Consider the following 16,101-nt stretch of genomic DNA (forward strand, 5'->3'; position numbering starts at 1 on the left):
CTCCCCCGTGCGAGACGCGATGTCGTGAGAAAGGGTGGGGCCGGCTCCCGGAAAGGAGCCGGCCCCGAGGCTGATCAGCCCAGCCGCTCGCAGCCGGTGACCGTGTCGACCGGGCTGACGTAGCAGAGGTCGCCGGCCGCGGTGTTCGCTCCGCCGTCGACCTTGTCGCCGTCGTACGTGTGCGGCGGGTCGACGGGGGACCGGCTGTAGATCTTGTCGTCGCCGGCCTCGCCGTAGAGGGCGTTCGCGCCGTAGTTCCCGGCGAGGGTGTCGTTGCCGCCACCGCCGCGGAAGACGTCGTCGCCCTCGCCGCCGGAGAGGACGTTGGCGGCGTTGTTGCCGGTGAAGATGTTGTCACCGTCGCCGCCGGACAGGTTCTCCACGTCGGAACGGACGGTGTCGCCCTCACCGACCTGGCCGTCGTTGCCCTTTGACCCGCTCAGGTCGGCGACCACGCGGCCGCGGCCGCCGTAGCTGACCGTGTCGGTGCCGGCGCCGCCGGAGAACACGTCCGCGCCGAAGACGCTGGTCGTGTCCTCCGGGTTGACGTCGCCGTCGAGGTTGTCGTTGCCGGTGCCGCCGGAGAGGTAGTCGTTGCCGAGCCCACCCTCGAGCCAGTCGTTGCCGGACTCGCCGTACAGCTTGTCGTTGCCCGCCTTGCCGTGGACCTCGTAGTCGCCGTAGAGCCAGTCGTTGCCGCCACCGCCGTACAGCGTGTCGGCGCCCGCGTTGCCGTCCAGGTCGTCGTTGCCGGCCTGACCGTAGATCTTGTCGTTGCCGGCGCCGCCGGGCAGGTAGTCGTTGCCCGCGCCACCGTAGATCTTGTCGGTGCCCGAACCGCCGCCGAGGATGTCGGCGCCGGTGCCGCCGATCAGGACGTCGTTGCCACTGCCGCCTTCGACCAGCGACGGAATGCCGGTCTTGTTGGTGACCTTGTCGTTCTTGCTGCCGGTGTAGACCAGGACCTTGGTCGGGTTCTTGGTGAGCTTGCAGCGGACCTTGGTCTTGTCGCCCTTGACGGCTTTGCAGCCCTTGCCGGCTTTGATCTTGTATTTGTCGTCGATCGTGACGGTCTTTCCGGACCGGGTGATGACGACCTTGTTGGCCTTGCCGGAGCCGGCCGTGTACTTGACCTGGCTGGTCTTGACGACCGAGACCACGCCGGTGGACGCGGCCTGGGCGGGCGACGCGAGAACGCCGGCGCCGATCGTGGTGAGAAGAATGATCCCTATGCGGGCAGCATGCGATGAACGCGTCATGAAACTCCCCCGTGCTGAACGCGTCGAAATGGTGAGCGCAGCATAGATGAACCTGTCCATTCGGGAGAATCACTTCCTAGCCCTTGCCGCAGCTGTCCATGATGTCCGGGTGACGACGCTGATCGACCTGGACGAACAACCCGGCGCGGAGAAGACGCCACCGGCCGGGCGTATCCGGACGATTCTCGCGGCGGTGGCCCTGCTGGCGGTCGGCGCCGCACTCGGCGGGCTGGGGATGCACCGCTGGCAGGAACGCGCCGACGCGTCCACGGTTTCCCTGATCATGGTGCCGGATCTGAGCGGCTGGCAGGGCGACGGTGTGAGCCCGGCCGCTGTCGCCGACCGCGTGGTGTACTCGGTACACGTGATCGGGCACATGACCGTCATCAACGCCGGGCCGTCGCCGGTCCGGGTGGAAGGGCTGTCGGCACGGGCGGCCGGGTTCACTCTGGACGACAGCGGGTGGCCCAGTCAGATCGCCTCGCACGGCAGCGCCGCCTTCGGCGTCCGGGTGATGACCGAGTGCTCGTTCACGTCCGAGCAGGTGGTGGCCACGGTTCGGCTCACCGACGCAGCCGGTGACGACCGCGGCGTCCCGGTCACCGTGAACGTGGCGCCCTGGCTGAAACAGGCCAAGGAATGGTGCTGAACCCTCAGATCTCGGCGGTCCGGTACCTCGGGAACCGCCGGGCGGTGATCACCTCGAAGTCCTCGGGCGACCTCGCGTACCGGGCCTCGAACGCCTGGCGGATCGTGGAGTCGCCGGGCACCAGTTCGTAGTACGCGGCGTCGACCCGCCGCTCCGCGTCCTCGCTCGCGGTCGCGGCCGGCAGATCCCCGACGATCAGGTCGAGGCCGTCCAGCCCGAGGTATCGGCAGGCCAGCGCGGCGGCGGTGAGCTCGTCGGGTTCGCAGCTGGTGGCGGCGTGCGCCGGGCCGCAGTTGGTGACGATGCCGTGGACCAGCAGCAGCGCCCGGAGGTGCCGGTCGCCGGGGCCGTCGCCGAGGTCGGCGTACGCCCGGCTCCAAACCACCTCGGCAGCTGCCGGAGCGAGGGTTTGCGTCATGCGGTCAGTGTGCCCTCATTCGCGGGGCGAAGAATGCCGATCTCACCAAGACGGGGGCAACCTCGACTCCCCGGACTGACGAGGGCTTGCCGGAACCACCCGCCGTGTGAGATTCACAGGGTTTCCCAAGCAGTGCGCTGACCTGCGTGTTTGTGCGGCCTCCAGAGACGGCTGCGATTTCGGGTTGAACCGCTCGCCCGTTGTGGCCCGTATGTGCCCCCGACCGGGGTGACATCGACGTCCACGACGAGGAGTGATCATGAGGTCTCGCGCTTACCGACGCAACGACGGTAACCGGCGAAAGACGATCGGAGCGGTGATCGTCGCCGGAGTACTGGTCGCCACCGGTATCGGCGGAGTCCAGCTGGCCTCGGCCGGAACCGAGACGAAAGCCGCCGATCTGGTGAGTGTGGACGGCCAGCAGTTCGACGTGTCGCAGTGCACCGAACTACAGGTCAATGCCGGATCAGTGATCTGTGACGGCGAGGAGCTGGCGCCGGTCGAGGCGCAGGCGCCGGAGGAAGCGGCCGCCGACTCGGCGGTGGCCCTCGAAGCCGCCTGCGACACGTTCGCCGCTGATGTGGCAGCCGCTGAGGCCGGTGCGGCCGAGGAAGCGGGCGCCGCTGAAGAGGGTGCTGCTGAGGAAGCCGGCGCCGCCGAGGAGGCCGGCGCTGCTGAGGACGCCGCCGCGGCGAAGGCCGAGAACAAGGCCCAGGCGAAGAAGTGGGCCAAGGTCCTGAAGAAGGCCGCCGCCAAGGAGAAGGAGAAGGCCGGCGCGGCGGAAGAAGCCGGTGCCGCCGAGGAAGAGGCCGGTGCTGCTGAGGAAGAGGCCGGTGCTGCCGAGGAAGCCGGAGCTGCCGAGGATGTAGCCGCCGCTGCGGCCGCTGTCGCCTCCGCCCAGCGCACCTTGCTCCAGGCCTGCCTCGCCCTGGCCGACGCCAAGGTAGTCGCCGGTGCCGGCGCTGCCGACGAGGGCGCTGCCGAGGAAGGCGCCGCTGAAGAGGGCGCCGAGGAAGCCGGCGCTGCTGAGGAAGGCGCTGCTGAGGAAGGCGCTGCTGAGGAAGGTGCCGACGAAGCCGGTGCCGCCGAGGAAGCCGGTGCCGCCGACGAGGGTGCCGCCGACGAGGCTGCGGAGCCCGCGGCCAAGAAGTAAGGACAGCGAGCGAGAGATGCGGGGGCGCCCACGAGGCCCCCGCATCTCGCTCACCGCAGACGACGCGGCCGGCCGCCCTCCAGGACGGCGACCTTTCCGGCCAGCGCATCGTTGGCGATCATCTCGACCACCGCGTCAGCCACCTCCTCCGGGGGGATCAGCGGCGGCAGCGCGGCTTGTTCCGCCGGACTCAGAGCGGCGACCTGGGCATGCGCCCGGTCCAGGCCGATCCATCCCGGGACGAGGCAGTTGACCCGTACCCCCTGGGTCTGAGCGACCGACGTGCTGAAGCGAATCAACCCGGCTTTCGCCGCGGCGTATTCGGGCGAGCCGTAAGGCTCGTCGCCGAGAGCGGCCTCGGACGCGATGTTGACCACCGCGCCGCCGCCCAGCCGGGCCATGATCGGCAGGCACAGCTGGGTCAGCGCCATCGGGGCGCCGAGGTTGAGTTCCAGGGCCGTGCGCCAGTCGTGCGGGGAGGCGTCGGGAAAGCCGAGGCCCGACGGGCTCCAGCCGCCCGCGTTGTTGACCAGGATGTGTGGTCCGCCGGCGCGCGAGGCGGAGTCCAGGATCTCGGCACGGCCGGCGTCGGTGGTGACGTCCGTGCCGTCGGCGATGTCGGCGACGATCACGGTGGCGCCGAGATCGGACAGGCGGGAAGCGATCACCCGGCCGGTTCCGGAAGCGCCGCCGGTCACGATCGCCACGCGATGACGAATGTCCATGTGACCGGGTTGCCCGGGTCAGCCGTCCAGAAACTCGGTGACGGTGGAGAGGTAGGCGGCCGGTTCGGCCGCGTGGACCAGATGACCGGCTTCGATCGTGACGAGGCGGGCGTCCGCCAGGCGTGACGCCAGCTCGGCCACGTGCTGCTGCGGTACCGGGCTCGACGCGCCGCCCGCGACCACCAGCGTCGGCGCGGTGATCGTGTCGAAGACGGTCGGCCAGGCCGGGTCCGGGTTGTCGATCTGGGGCCTGACCTGCTCGACCATCCGCCAGTCGAACGGCAGCTCGCCCTCCGGCCGCTCCGGCAACCCGGGCGTTCGCGGGTGCGGCACGCCGATGTCCTCCAGGACCAGCCGGCGGATCAGATCCGGTCGCGACGACGCGACGAGGCAGGCCACGAGGCCGCCGAGGGAGTGCCCGAACAGGTCGACGCGCCCGAGGGCAAGATGGTCGAGGATGCCGATGACGTCCGAGGCGAGCAGGTCCAGGCCGTACTCTCCGGGCCAGGAGCTCGCGCCGTGCCCGCGCAGATCGACCGCGATGACCGCCCGCCCGGCCGCGAGGCCGGCGGCGACCTGATCCCAATCGGACGAGGTTTTGCCCGTAGCGGGAAGTAGCACCGCGGGTGGGTGGCCGCTCTCGGCGGCCCGCCACACCCGCAGTGCCAGTTCCAGCTCTTTCAACGGTACGGTCCTCAGCTCCGGCATTTCCCGATCATGTCTCGGTGTCTGCCGGCCACCAAGGGCTCGTCAGCCGCCGAGGCTCGTCGCGGCCGACCGGATCGCCGAGGAGAAGTAGCTGACCTGGGTGTACACGCCCGGCTTGTTCGGGCGGGCACATCCGTCGCCCCAGCTCACGATGCCGACCTGGATCCAGGCGTTGGCGGCGTCGCGGCGGAACATCGGGCCACCGGAGTCGCCCTGGCAGGTGTCGACGCCACCGGCGGTGTACCCGGCGCAGATCTCCTCGGCCGCGATCACCTCGCCGCCGTACATCGCGCTGGAGTTGCAGGTGGTGTCGCTGACGAACGGGACAGTGGCCTTGAGCAGGTAGCGCTGCTGCGCACCGCTCTCACTGGCGGCGCCCCAGCCGGCGATCGTGAAGGTGCCCGAGTCGTACGCGGTCGACGTGGCGATCGGCAGGGTGGCGATCCCGGTGACCGGGCTGGCGAGGCGGATGAACGCCCAGTCGTCACCGGCGCCGGTGTATCCGGGCGCCCGGTAGACGTAGTTCGACTTGCGGGTGACCCGGGTGCTCGACTGCAGGTCGATGGCGCCGAGGGTGGCGGTGATCGACGTGTTGGCGCCGGTACGGCTGACGCAGTGCGCGGCCGTGAGCACCAGCGTCGAGCTGTAGAGCGCGCCGCCGCAGCCCATCGAGAGCCGCACCATGAACGGGAACTCGCCCAAGGTGGCGCGGGTGCCACCGACGACGTACGGGGTGACGTCGTCCGCCACGGCTGACGTGGGTGCGACCAGCACGCCCATGGTGGCCGCGGTGAACGCTGCCGCCACCGTCGCCAGAAGGGTTCGCCATCTGCGCATCTGGGGGTCCTCCTCAGTCAGGGCGCGCCCTGTGGGTAGCGCCGCTGAGAGGATCCTGTCATTCATATGTGCAAATGTTTAAATCTCAGGTCGCTCATATCGCCGAGCGTGGGTTCGGTAGTCTCGGGCGGCGTGAGCACCGATTACTCGCCGGTTCCCGACCTCAACGCGCTCAAGGCCTTCCAGGACCGCTTCGGGTACGAGTCGTACTCCGAGTGCTTCGGCCTGGACGACTGGAACGACCCCGGCTCGGGCCTGGCCTCCGGCTGGTCCAAGGACCCGGCATTCCTGGCCGCGCTGCTGCCGTTCGCCCGTGCCACCGGCGGCGGCTCCTTCTACGCGCTGTGGAGGATCGACGACCGCGCCGACCTCGCCACCCTGCCGGTGATCGTCTTCGGCGACGAGGGCGGCGAGCACGTGATCGCCCGCACCGTGCGCGAGCTGTTCCAGCTGCTCGCGTTCGACAGCGAGCCGAGCGTCGACCACGAACAGGTCTACTTCTACCGCGACGAGGACGACGACCACACCGAGCACCACGACGCCTACGTCGCCTGGCTGGACGAGACGTTCGGCCTCGCCCCGGCCGGCGAGCCGGACGACATCGTCGCCGCGGCCCAGGAGGAGTTCGGCGAACACTTCGCCGTCTGGAAGAGCCAATATCTGAGCTGGTGAGTCAGACCGCGGGGTCGGCCAGGATGCGGTCCAGGGTCCGCCGGCCGATCCCGCTCATCACCGGATTCGTGTGCTCGTAGAACCAGACCAGACCCATCGACTGCTCGAACGCCCACGCCTGCCCGCGCGCCCACTCCGCGTCGTCGCAGTTCAGGCCCTCGCGCACGATCTTGCGGGGCCCGGCTTCGAGCAGATGCCAGGCGCCGATCAGCTCCAGCGCCGGTTCGGCCGGCCCGAACCCGCCGACATCCAGCACGCCGTCCAGGCGACCTTCGGTCACCAGGACATTGCCCGGCATCAGGTCACTGTGCGTCATCACATCGGGGTCACTGCCGCGAGGCAACTCCCGCATGGCGTCCCACAAGGTCCGCAGCTTGGGTACGCGCAAAAGCCGCTCGCTGGCGGTCAGATTCGCCTGGACGCCGGCGTCGTGATCGGCCAGCACGCCACCACGACCCGGCCCGTGGAACGTGTCGCCCTCGGTGCCGGCCGCCCGTAGTTCGGTGATCAGCTCGACCAGGTCGTGCGCGAACTCCACCGAGTCACCCGGATCGGCGTCGGTGGCGACGGTGCCCGGCAACCAGGTCTGCACGGTCCACGGCAGTGCGAATCCGGGACCCGGTTCGCCGAGGGCCACCGGAGCGGGTGTGGCGAATCTGGTCCGGCCGAGCAGCCGCTTGGAGGCGTACACCTCGCTCTGAAGACCGATCCGGATCTCCTGGATCTCGGCAGGGGAGGGGTTGTTTCCCCCGGTGAGGGGGAAACGGGCGGTGAGGCCGTCGCCGATGCGGAAGATGGCGTTGACCGTTCCGTGTGAGGGCACCTGGCGCACGTCCAGATGGGCCCACTCGGGGAACTGGGTCCTCACCAGCTTCCGCACCGTGGCGACGTCGATGCTCATGACTTCATTATCAGCAGTACGTCGACTGCTTTCCGATCACCTTGTACGGGCAGTCCGCGACCTCGGCGACTCGCAGCGCGGCCTCGCGGTTGCGGGCGGTCTCGGTCGGGATGACGCTGGCCGGCGGGTAGAAGCCGCCGCCCGACGCGCTGCCCGGGTAGAGCTCGAACGTGTACGCGAAGATCTTGTGGACGCCCCACAGCCAGTCGAGCGAGTCACCGTCGGTGATGTAGAGATCGCTGGACTGCTGCGGTGTGTAACCGTTGGTGGCGGCCAGCTGGCGGCCGAACGTGGCGAACACGTTGTTCTGGTCGGCGGTCATGCCGGTGGCCGTGTCCGCGGTGGTGTGACCGTAGGGCCAGAGCACCAGCTTCGAGTACGAGTGGAAGTCGATCACGGTCTTGACCTGCTGGACGCCGCCGACGACCCGGCTGTTGTAGAAGTCGCGGATCACCTTGGTCTCTGGGGCGGAGAACGCCGACGGGCCGCGGTAGGTGGCCGACGAGGTGCTGCCGGACGAGCCGCCGCAGCAACCCCAATTGTAGGAGTAGTTGCGGTTCAGGTCGGTGCCGACGTAGCTGGAACCGCTGTTCGGCTGCCGGTTCTTGCGCCACGAGCGGTAACTGCCGGTGGCGACGTCGTACTCGGAGCCGTCCGGGTTGACCGACGGGATGATCCAGATCTCGCGGCTGTCCACGATCGTCTTGATCCGGCTGTCGGTGGCGTACCCGCTGGTGAACTGGGCCAGCAGGTAGACCGCCTGCTCGACGGTGAGGTGCTCGCGGGCGTGGTGGTTGGCCTGGTAGACCACCTCGGGCTCGGACTCGTCGGTGGCGACGTTGTCGGAGATCTTCACGGCCACGATGTCGCGGCCCTCGTACGACTTGCCCAGAACCTTCTTGCTGGCGATCGCCGGGTAGTTCGCGACGGCCGCGTTCACCTTGGCGATCATCTCGGCGTAGTTGTGGTACGCCGAGTCCGCGGACGGGAAGTCGAGGGTGCCGATGTCGCCCTCGGCCGCGGCTTCCTCGACGGTGAAGCCGAGTTTGCGCAGCTTGCTGACCTCGGCGCCGGTCGCGGTGACGGCCGCGACGCCGTGCTCGATGTCCTCGATGGCGGCGCCGGCGCGGGCGATCTTGTTACGTTGCGCTTCGGTGCGCACGTCATAGATCTCGTATTCGGCGGCGGGGTCAGGAACCGGCCCCGCCCCGGCGGGGGCGGACGCGGTGAGCGCAGCAGTCGCGCAGAGCGTGACCGCTGCGAAGGCCGCGAGGGAACGTCGTCGCATGAACGACCTCCGAGATCAGGGGGATGGTGCACCTACCCCACCACCCGGGATCGACACTCGGCAATATAGATGGCCATGCCAAAGCGGTACCTACCCCGGGGTGATGTAATCCGTCAGTTTCCGGAGGGAGCTGGTGCCCTGCATAGTTCGAGGTCACCGGCTCCGTGGGGCCGTCCGTGGCCGCGAGGTCGTCGAGGAAGCGTCGATCGCCCGCCGGATGTACCCATGATGGGCACACGTTCATTGGCGCCGATGCGCCGCGACGGATTCTTGATCAGGTGTGCAGCGAGCGAGGAGGAAGAGTAACTGATCATCACCGCCTACTGCCCTCCCGGCTGACATGCTCGAACGCGAGGACATGCAGCGCGCTATTGGCGATCATGATTCCGGAACTGTCTTCGCGCTCACCGAAAATGGGCCGGCATCAGCTACTCGCAGATCGCGGAAGCACGCGGGATAAAGCCCGAACGGGTAGGTATTCTTGCCAAAGGCGAGGGAGGTATCTCAACGTACGCAAAGATCACCCAGATTGCGGACGCGCTGCGTATCCCAGGAAGCCTGCTGGGCCTGGCTCCCCGGGCCCGGAGCAGCTACTCGGAGAGGGTGCGAAAGGAACTGCTCTCCGTTCTTCCGGAGCAGGCCCTGCAGGCTGGCTGGGCCGCCTTCGACGCGGGCGATCGTCAGCAGTCGCGCAAGCTCTACCAAACGAGTCGTCACGCAGCCGAGGAGGCCGGAGACTCCGCCCTAGCGGGAAACGCCCTTGCGTATCTTGCTCACCAGCAGCGTCCGGATGGCAAGGCGGCTGCCGTAGCAACCCGCCAGAGCGTCGAGGCTGGCCGCAGGAGACGTTACCCCACCTGGGCTGCGCGCTGCTGGGCGAGCGATTGCGTGGTTGCACGCGGTTGCTGGCAATGCCGTCGAGGCAGAGCGGGCACTCGCGGTGGCACGGGACGCACTTGGCGAGACGTCTGATGAGGACCAGCCTGACTAGATTTGGGTTGATCACAGTGAGCTCCAGGTTGTGACTGGTCGATGCGGGAACGCCTCTGCCCCGTTTCGGGGCTTGTGGACAGCACTGTCGATGTTCCACAGTAGCCACAGGAGGCTGAGAGAGCCTTTGAGGTGCTTTGAACCGGATCGACATGTTGGAGAGTAATGCTGACTGGACTAGAACCCATCCTCATTAAGACTGTCGGTCCGGCACTTGGGAAAATCGTCGGCTCTTCCTGCGCCAAGGCGGCATCATTAGGCTTTTCCTCGTGGCAAGAACGGTCTCGCTTAAAGAAGACGCGCGCAAACTCTAGCGTGGCCAAAACCCTGATTCCCAGCTTGACTACTATTCCTGACCTAGACCCCGAGGCGGCGAAGGAGTTAGCCGAATACTTGGATTCGGCAGATTTCGCCGACATTTGCGCACGACTAGCTCTGGAAATAACGCCTCACTCGGCCCGAAGGAAGGGGCAGATCGTAGAGGCGTCAGTAATCAAGTCAGAATTGAAGCAAAGTATATTGTTGCACGTTTCGTCGGTGGGCGCACAGGATTGTTCAGCAATCGGTGACATTATATTCGGCGTTGTAAGTCAATCTATAATCTCGCACCCAGCGGTGCAGGGTGATCTCATCTCGGGTAAGCCGGAATTGCGCGCTCTCGCCGTCGCTTCGTCGGCTGCAGCCGGCGAAGCTTCTGTTCGGAATACAGACCTTCTGAAAAATCTCGGTTCCCTGAAAAATGTGCACGCATTTGAGCAGCAACTTAGAGAGCAAATTCGCAGCGCGCATTCCAGTATGAAACTGCCCCATGCAGGCACCACCCGAAAAGTTCCCTATCGGCAACTATTCGTGGACCCACTATTAAGCCCAGTAGTTTTGGATTCGAAGGATCATGTCAATAATCAAGTCGCAGTAAAAGAAGCGATAGGTTCTGCCCCTCGGGCCGTTATCCTTGGTAACCCTGGCGGCGGGAAATCAACTTTGGCGTTGAAATTTACTTGGGATCTAGCACGCCTCTCAGCGAAACCCGGAAGTCCCACTGTGCCTTTGCTCGTGGTCTTGAGGGATTACAGCGAGGTAATTCAGGAGGGGCAGCAAACTATCGCGTCCTACCTAGAAGCGGTATGTCGTGCGAATTACAATATCGAACCACCACCTGGCGGAGTAGAGTATCTACTCCTGAACGGGAAAGCTCATGTTATATTCGATGGCCTTGATGAATTGATCGATATTTCCGTTCGCCAGCAACTCGTTGCGAGTGTCGAGAGCTTCGCGAGGCGCTACCCGACAGTTCCGATACTCGTGACGACACGTGAGGTTGGCTATGAGCAAGCGCCTCTAGACGAGATGATGTTTCAAGCCTTCACTCTTGCTCCGCTAGGGCCAGCGCAGGTTTCCGAATACGCACGGAAGTGGTTCGCCCTTGACGACTCAGTCAACAAAATGAACCGAGAGGATCTCGCACGCGCATTCATAGCAGACAGTGAGTATGTCGCTGACCTTAGGACTAACCCACTGATGCTCTCCCTTATGTGCGGCATCTACTCAAGTGAGCATTACATCCCGGCGAATCGCCCTGAAGTTTATAGAAAGTGCGCAGAGCTTCTTTTTGAGCGATGGGACAAGCAGCGGGGAATAGTCTCCCCTTTGCCATTTGACGCGCACGTTAGATTCGCGCTCAACGCGCTCGCGCTGTGGATGTTCGCTAATCCGAAGTACGATATGGGATTGAAGCGGTCAGAACTGGTAAAGTTTATGACCGATTATCTACACGAGAAGCGTTTTTCTGATGAGGCGGATGCGGAAAACGCCGCTATTCAATTTATTGAATTCTGCACCGGTCGCGCATGGGTTCTTACGGATGTCGGGAGCGATCGCCAGCAGGAACTTTACGGCTTCACTCATAGGACTTTCTTAGAATTCTTCGCCGCAAATCAACTCGTTCGCCTTAACTCCTCAGCAGACGCATTGTTTGCCTCCCTTCTGCCTAAGATTGAGAATGAGCAGTGGGACATGGTGGCGCAACTGGCATTGCAGCTTCTTGGCAATAATGTGGAGGACGGAAGCGATGACTTTCTCACGCGCTTGCTAGATGCCTATTATCAATTTGTATCGGCTAAGGATACTGCGCGCGAGGGCCGAAAGTTTTCGACCGATACGAACATTATTTCTTTCGCGGCCCGGAGTTTAGCCTTCGTTGTTCCTCGGCCGTCAGTCGTAAGCAGCACGGTAAGCGCGGTGATAGAGCACGATCGAATTTCGGTGATGGATGAGCGTCGAAGCGTGCAGGCTGCCTGGAGCGGTCTAATGAGCTGCGCTAGTGAGAATCGTGCGATGGTCAGCAAGGCAGTTCGAGAGTATTTCGAGGCTAAATCTCATTTCGATGAAATCGATCTGAAGTGCATCGTCTTTCTGGGGGAGCTTGACTTACGCATCCCTACGAGTCTCTCAAGAGAAGAGACTCTGTACTGGAGGGCCCTGCAAAAAAGCCTGTTTGAGGACTTTCAGCCCGAATTCGAGCGGGCAGCGACAAGGCATGCATGGGTCGATGTACTTCGAGCGACGGCTGGCCGCATGGATATTGCCAACGTAATCTCAACTAGGGGTTACGGAGGCCTCATCGCGTATAGGGTTGCCAGCCGTGCGGGTCGAGCGCCTTTGTTGTACCGCTGGCTTACCGCAGATTATGACACTTGGCGAGATGGCTACATTGAGGAATGCATTAAAAGCGCGGTACCTGCATTGCTCAATTCAAAGGTTCCATGGCTCAACTCCGACGAAGACGACGCCAGAATGATGGCTGATGCGTGTCGCAATTCGAAAGCAACTGGGGGAATCAGGGCATGGAATGAGGAATTTGGAGCGTTCACCGCAACGCTCATTCTGCCCGTGGCGGAGGATATCTTAGCCCGATTCGGCGAGAGGGAAGCCTTCAATGGGAGGCTGTCGCACATGAAGCGCGGATCAATTCTTCATCAACTGATGCATGCGCGCCTAGGTCGGTCACCGGCTAGGCGAAGTGTCCTTGACTTCTTAGGGTCTAGAAACGCGGACTCGCAAGTTACAGATCTCGTGACGCAGTGGTGTGACGGGGGGATTTCGCTAGCTAGTCCCCTCGCCCCACTCCCACGGAGACGCAGCTAGTCCACCATTCTTCCCGTCACACATCGACAGCAGGCCAGACCACGCCTGCCGGGCCCAGGTCGTTCGTCCGGTGGGGCGCTCCAACTGGACCCGGCAGGCGAAGCCCCGTCCAGTGGGGCGTGCGCGACGAGATTCCAGCCAAGCCTGGCGGGGAGGACGGTTGAGGTCAGTGGTCTCGTCACTGGTCGCGCCGAGCCTCGGGTCGTCCCCGTCGTCCGGACAGTAGCTGGGCCGTCAAACGGCGATCTGCGTCGACCATCGTCGGCTAGTGCCTCGTCATGCGGCTTTGAAGGGGTAATCCGGGTGGCGGATCTTGGAGTCGGTCGCGTATCCGGTTTTCGGTCGGGCTCGCTGGTTGTGCCATCGGATGTAGTCGCCGATCGCGGCTGATCTTGTTCGGTGTGCCCCCTCTCCATTTTGGGTTCAGCGCGTCGAACCCCCTGTCGTTGAACGCGTGGATCACGTCGCGGACGTAGTCGTCGGTGGCCTTGAGCAGGTACGCGATGTCCGCTGCCGGCTGGCCTTGGGCAGACATCAGCACGACGATCGCCCGGCGCAGCTTGACCGGGTCCTTCGCGGTACGCGTGATCCTCTGCAGCCGCTGGCCTTCAGACATCGACAGAGCCCGCACGAATACTTCCGGGCGTCGGCCCACCTGGCATCACCTCCCACAAACAGCAAGAGGAACAGCCTGCCCGACACCCGACCAAAACCGACGGATTACACGGCCAACGTCCAAAGACGGGGCACTAGCCGACGTTCTAAGTTCCGACTCGGCTATCGCACCCAGTCGTCGGCCAGCGCCGCCCGGCGACGGGCCTATGTAACACGTCATTTTGTTGCGGAACCGGGGGATTGCATTGACCAATATCTGTTAATCTTCTTAACATTTACGCGCCCCTGGTCATCCCCCATGAAGGGTCGCGTTCCCCATGAACATCAGAAGATCGGTCGCCGCGGCGCTCGCGGTTGTCCTGGCCGGTACCGGCCTTGCGGTCGCCGGCGGTGGTGCCGCGCAGGCTGTGGTGCTGCCCAACGGGTTCAAGAGCGTCGGGTACATGCCGTCGTGGGCCGGCAACGTCACCAGCATTCAGTTCGGCAAGCTGACCCACATCAACTACTCGTTCGCCCTGCCCAACGCCAACGGCACGCTGCAGCCCATCGAGAACACCGCGAAGCTTCAGCAGCTCGTCACCCTCGGGCATCAGAACAACGTCAAGATCTCGTTGGCGATCGGTGGCTGGAACGACGGCAACGACTCCGCTTTCGAGTCGCTCGCCGCGAACTCCGGCACCCGCACCACGTTCGTCAACACGGTGATGAGCACGGTCCGTCAGTACGGCCTGGACGGTGTCGACATGGACTGGGAGTACCCGGACCCGGGCACGTCGGGCAACAACTACACCGCGCTGATGGGCCAGCTCAGCACCGCCCTGCACAACGAGGGCAAGCTGCTGACCGCGGCCGTGGTCAGCGAGGGCGGCACCGCCAACGGGGTGCAGCCGGCCGTGTTCGGGTACGTCGACTGGCTCAACATCATGGCGTACGACGGTGGGAGCCCGCACGCCAACTACGACTGGTCGATCAACGCGGCCAACTTCTGGAAGAACCGTGGCCTGCCCAAGGCCAAGACCGTGCTGGGTGTGCCGTTCTACAGCCGGCCCGGCTACCTCACGTACGCCCAGCTGGTCGCCCAGGACCCGGCCAACGCGAACCGGGACTGCACCCCGTCCGGTGAGTGCTACAACGGCCTGCCGACCGTCCGGCGTAAGACCCAGTGGGCTCTGGCGAACGCCGGCGGCATCATGAACTGGGAGCTGTCGCAGGACGCCACCGGGTCGAATTCGCTGGTCAGCGCGATCTACGAGACCGTGATGGGCAGCAACCCGCCGCCGACCGGCCGGACCGGACGGATCACCGGGATCGGCGGCAAGTGCGTCGACGTCGCCTCGGCCAGCAGCGCCAACGGCACGGCCGTGCAGATCTACGACTGCAACGGCACGAGTGCGCAGACCTGGACCGTCGGCACCGACGGCACCATCCGGGCGCTCGGCAAGTGCCTGGACGTCAACGCCGCCGGTGTCGCGAACGGCTCGCTCGTGCAGATCTACGACTGCAACGGCACCGGGGCGCAGGCGTGGCAGGCCGCTTCCGACGGCACCCTGCGCAACCCGGTGAGCGGACGATGCCTGGACGCGCAGAACAACAGCTCGGCGAACGGAACCCGCCTGCAGATCTGGGACTGCTTCGCCGGCGCGAACCAGCGCTGGACCCTGCCCTGATTCGCTGATGCCCTGATCCGCTGATGCTCTGGGTGGTGCCGGTTCACGGGGCCGGCACCGCTCAGGGCATCGCGATCACCAACTTTCCCACGCTGTGCCGATGGGCCAGGTCGCGGTAGGCCTCCGGCCCCTCGGCCAGTGCATAGGTGTGCGCGATCGTCGCCCTCAGCTCGGTCAGCTCCGCCGCCCCGCCCAGGGTGCCCTCGCTGTCCAGGATCAGGCGGAACTCGACGTCGTCGCGGGCGATCCACTCCTGCCGTGGGAACGGGAAGGTGATCGTGAACAGGCGACCGCCCGGTCTGATCACCCGCGCGACATCGGCCAGCTGGTCGCTCGGCAGGGCCAGGTTCAGTGCCACGTCGATGTTCGGGGGATATTGCGCGTACCCCATGGTCTCGGTGGCGCCGAGCTTGCGCAGCAAGGTCTCGTCCGCGGGGTGGCCGGTGGCGATCGCGTGCGCGTGGCTGAGCAGGGGGAGCAGTGTGGTGCCGACGCCGCCGGTCGCGCCGATCACCAGGACTCGCTCGCCGGGTGTGACGGCGGCGGTGATCGCGACGGCGCGGGCGGTGAGGCCGGCGGTGCCCAGGGCGGCGGCCTCGGCGGCCGGCAGCGATGGTGGCCGGTGGGCGATGAACGGGGTGTCCGCCTCGACCACGACGAACTCCGCGAGGGTGCCGGTGCCGAGTGAGGGTTTGCCCCGCCCGGCGATGGCGCGCAGCGCTCGTGGCATGGCATGCCCGAAGACTTCGTCGCCCGGCTTGAAACCGCCTTGCTGGAAGCCGGTGACGCCGGGGCCGATCGCGGTGACCGTGCCGGCGAAGTCGTTGCCGAGCACGTGCGGGAACGTCAGCTCGGCCAGCCCGCCGGCGACGACGGTGAGGTCGACCGGGTTGAGGGCGGCGGCTCGCACCTTGACCTGTATCTGCCCCGGCCCGGGAAGCGGCGTCTCGACGTCGGCGAGCGTGAAGCCCTCCGGTGGCCCGTAATCCGATGCGACAACAGCCTTCACGACATGCCCCCCTTAAGCGGACCGCCCGGTCAGGTTACGAGGCTAACCCTAAGCGGACCGGCCGGT

At 65.4% G+C, this 16,101-nt stretch carries 13 protein-coding genes and 1 pseudogene; 5 read left to right on the forward strand and 9 right to left on the reverse strand.

Going from position 1 to position 16,101, the window contains the following annotated elements:
* Positions 1–74: 74 nt before the first annotated feature.
* A complete protein-coding gene (locus B0I29_RS34520) occupies positions 75–1,259 on the reverse strand; it encodes a calcium-binding protein (protein ID WP_111653346.1) in 1,185 nt (394 codons plus the stop codon).
* Positions 1,260–1,368: 109 nt separating this feature from the next.
* Between B0I29_RS34520 and B0I29_RS34525 the strand changes: the two genes are divergently transcribed.
* On the forward strand, positions 1,369–1,908 hold the full coding sequence (locus tag B0I29_RS34525) for a hypothetical protein (RefSeq protein ID WP_111653347.1): 540 nt from the start codon (positions 1,369–1,371) through the stop codon (positions 1,906–1,908).
* A gap of 4 nt (positions 1,909–1,912) precedes the next feature.
* Here the strand turns inward: B0I29_RS34525 and B0I29_RS34530 are convergent, their stop codons facing one another.
* A complete protein-coding gene (locus B0I29_RS34530; protein WP_111653348.1) occupies positions 1,913–2,326 on the reverse strand; it encodes a hypothetical protein in 414 nt (137 codons plus the stop codon).
* A 259-nt stretch (positions 2,327–2,585) separates the two neighbouring features.
* Here B0I29_RS34530 and B0I29_RS34535 point away from each other — a divergent pair, with 259 nt between their 5' ends.
* Entirely contained in the window at positions 2,586–3,479 is an 894-nt protein-coding gene (locus B0I29_RS34535) for a hypothetical protein (RefSeq protein WP_221402052.1), read from the forward strand.
* 50 nt (positions 3,480–3,529) lie between these two features.
* Here B0I29_RS34535 and B0I29_RS34540 read toward each other — a convergent pair whose 3' ends face one another.
* From B0I29_RS34540 to B0I29_RS34550, 3 genes are read right to left on the reverse strand one after another with little or no spacing between them, the layout of a single operon-like run.
* Positions 3,530–4,204 carry an SDR family NAD(P)-dependent oxidoreductase gene (locus B0I29_RS34540; protein WP_111653350.1) on the reverse strand — a complete coding sequence of 225 codons (675 nt, stop codon included), beginning with the start codon at positions 4,202–4,204 and terminating at the stop codon, positions 3,530–3,532.
* An 18-nt stretch (positions 4,205–4,222) separates the two neighbouring features.
* Positions 4,223–4,912 (reverse strand): alpha/beta fold hydrolase, encoded by a 690-nt coding sequence (locus tag B0I29_RS34545; protein WP_111653351.1) that lies wholly within the window; start codon positions 4,910–4,912, stop codon positions 4,223–4,225.
* A 42-nt stretch (positions 4,913–4,954) separates the two neighbouring features.
* Positions 4,955–5,749 carry a S1 family peptidase gene (locus tag B0I29_RS34550; RefSeq protein ID WP_111653352.1) on the reverse strand — a complete coding sequence of 265 codons (795 nt, stop codon included), beginning with the start codon at positions 5,747–5,749 and terminating at the stop codon, positions 4,955–4,957.
* A gap of 132 nt (positions 5,750–5,881) precedes the next feature.
* Between B0I29_RS34550 and B0I29_RS34555 the strand changes: the two genes are divergently transcribed.
* The gene (locus B0I29_RS34555) at positions 5,882–6,421 is read left to right on the forward strand and encodes a hypothetical protein (RefSeq protein WP_111653353.1); all 540 of its coding nucleotides are present in this window, start codon (positions 5,882–5,884) and stop codon (positions 6,419–6,421) included.
* 1 nt (position 6,422) lies between these two features.
* Here B0I29_RS34555 and B0I29_RS34560 read toward each other — a convergent pair whose 3' ends face one another.
* A complete protein-coding gene (locus tag B0I29_RS34560) occupies positions 6,423–7,322 on the reverse strand; it encodes an aminoglycoside phosphotransferase family protein (RefSeq protein ID WP_111653354.1) in 900 nt (299 codons plus the stop codon).
* Between the two features lie 13 nt (positions 7,323–7,335).
* Positions 7,336–8,610: pseudogene (locus tag B0I29_RS34565) on the reverse strand (M14 family metallopeptidase); the annotation flags it as partial.
* A 1,305-nt stretch (positions 8,611–9,915) separates the two neighbouring features.
* Here B0I29_RS34565 and B0I29_RS34575 point away from each other — a divergent pair.
* Positions 9,916–12,744, forward strand: a complete 2,829-nt coding sequence (locus B0I29_RS34575; RefSeq protein WP_181558117.1) for an NACHT domain-containing protein — start codon at positions 9,916–9,918, stop codon at positions 12,742–12,744.
* Positions 12,745–13,009: 265 nt separating this feature from the next.
* Here the strand turns inward: B0I29_RS34575 and B0I29_RS47090 are convergent, their stop codons facing one another.
* Positions 13,010–13,399 carry a helix-turn-helix domain-containing protein gene (locus tag B0I29_RS47090; protein WP_245972982.1) on the reverse strand — a complete coding sequence of 130 codons (390 nt, stop codon included), beginning with the start codon at positions 13,397–13,399 and terminating at the stop codon, positions 13,010–13,012.
* A 277-nt stretch (positions 13,400–13,676) separates the two neighbouring features.
* Between B0I29_RS47090 and B0I29_RS34585 the strand changes: the two genes are divergently transcribed.
* The gene (locus B0I29_RS34585; RefSeq protein ID WP_111653357.1) at positions 13,677–15,026 is read left to right on the forward strand and encodes a glycosyl hydrolase family 18 protein; all 1,350 of its coding nucleotides are present in this window, start codon (positions 13,677–13,679) and stop codon (positions 15,024–15,026) included.
* A gap of 61 nt (positions 15,027–15,087) precedes the next feature.
* Here the strand turns inward: B0I29_RS34585 and B0I29_RS34590 are convergent, their stop codons facing one another.
* Positions 15,088–16,035: an NADP-dependent oxidoreductase gene (locus B0I29_RS34590; protein WP_111653358.1), complete on the reverse strand. Its 948-nt coding sequence runs from the start codon at positions 16,033–16,035 to the stop codon at positions 15,088–15,090.
* Positions 16,036–16,101 lie beyond the last annotated feature (66 nt).

The organism is Actinoplanes lutulentus (assembly GCF_003259845.1).
Lineage (GTDB): Bacteria > Actinomycetota > Actinomycetes > Mycobacteriales > Micromonosporaceae > Actinoplanes > Actinoplanes lutulentus.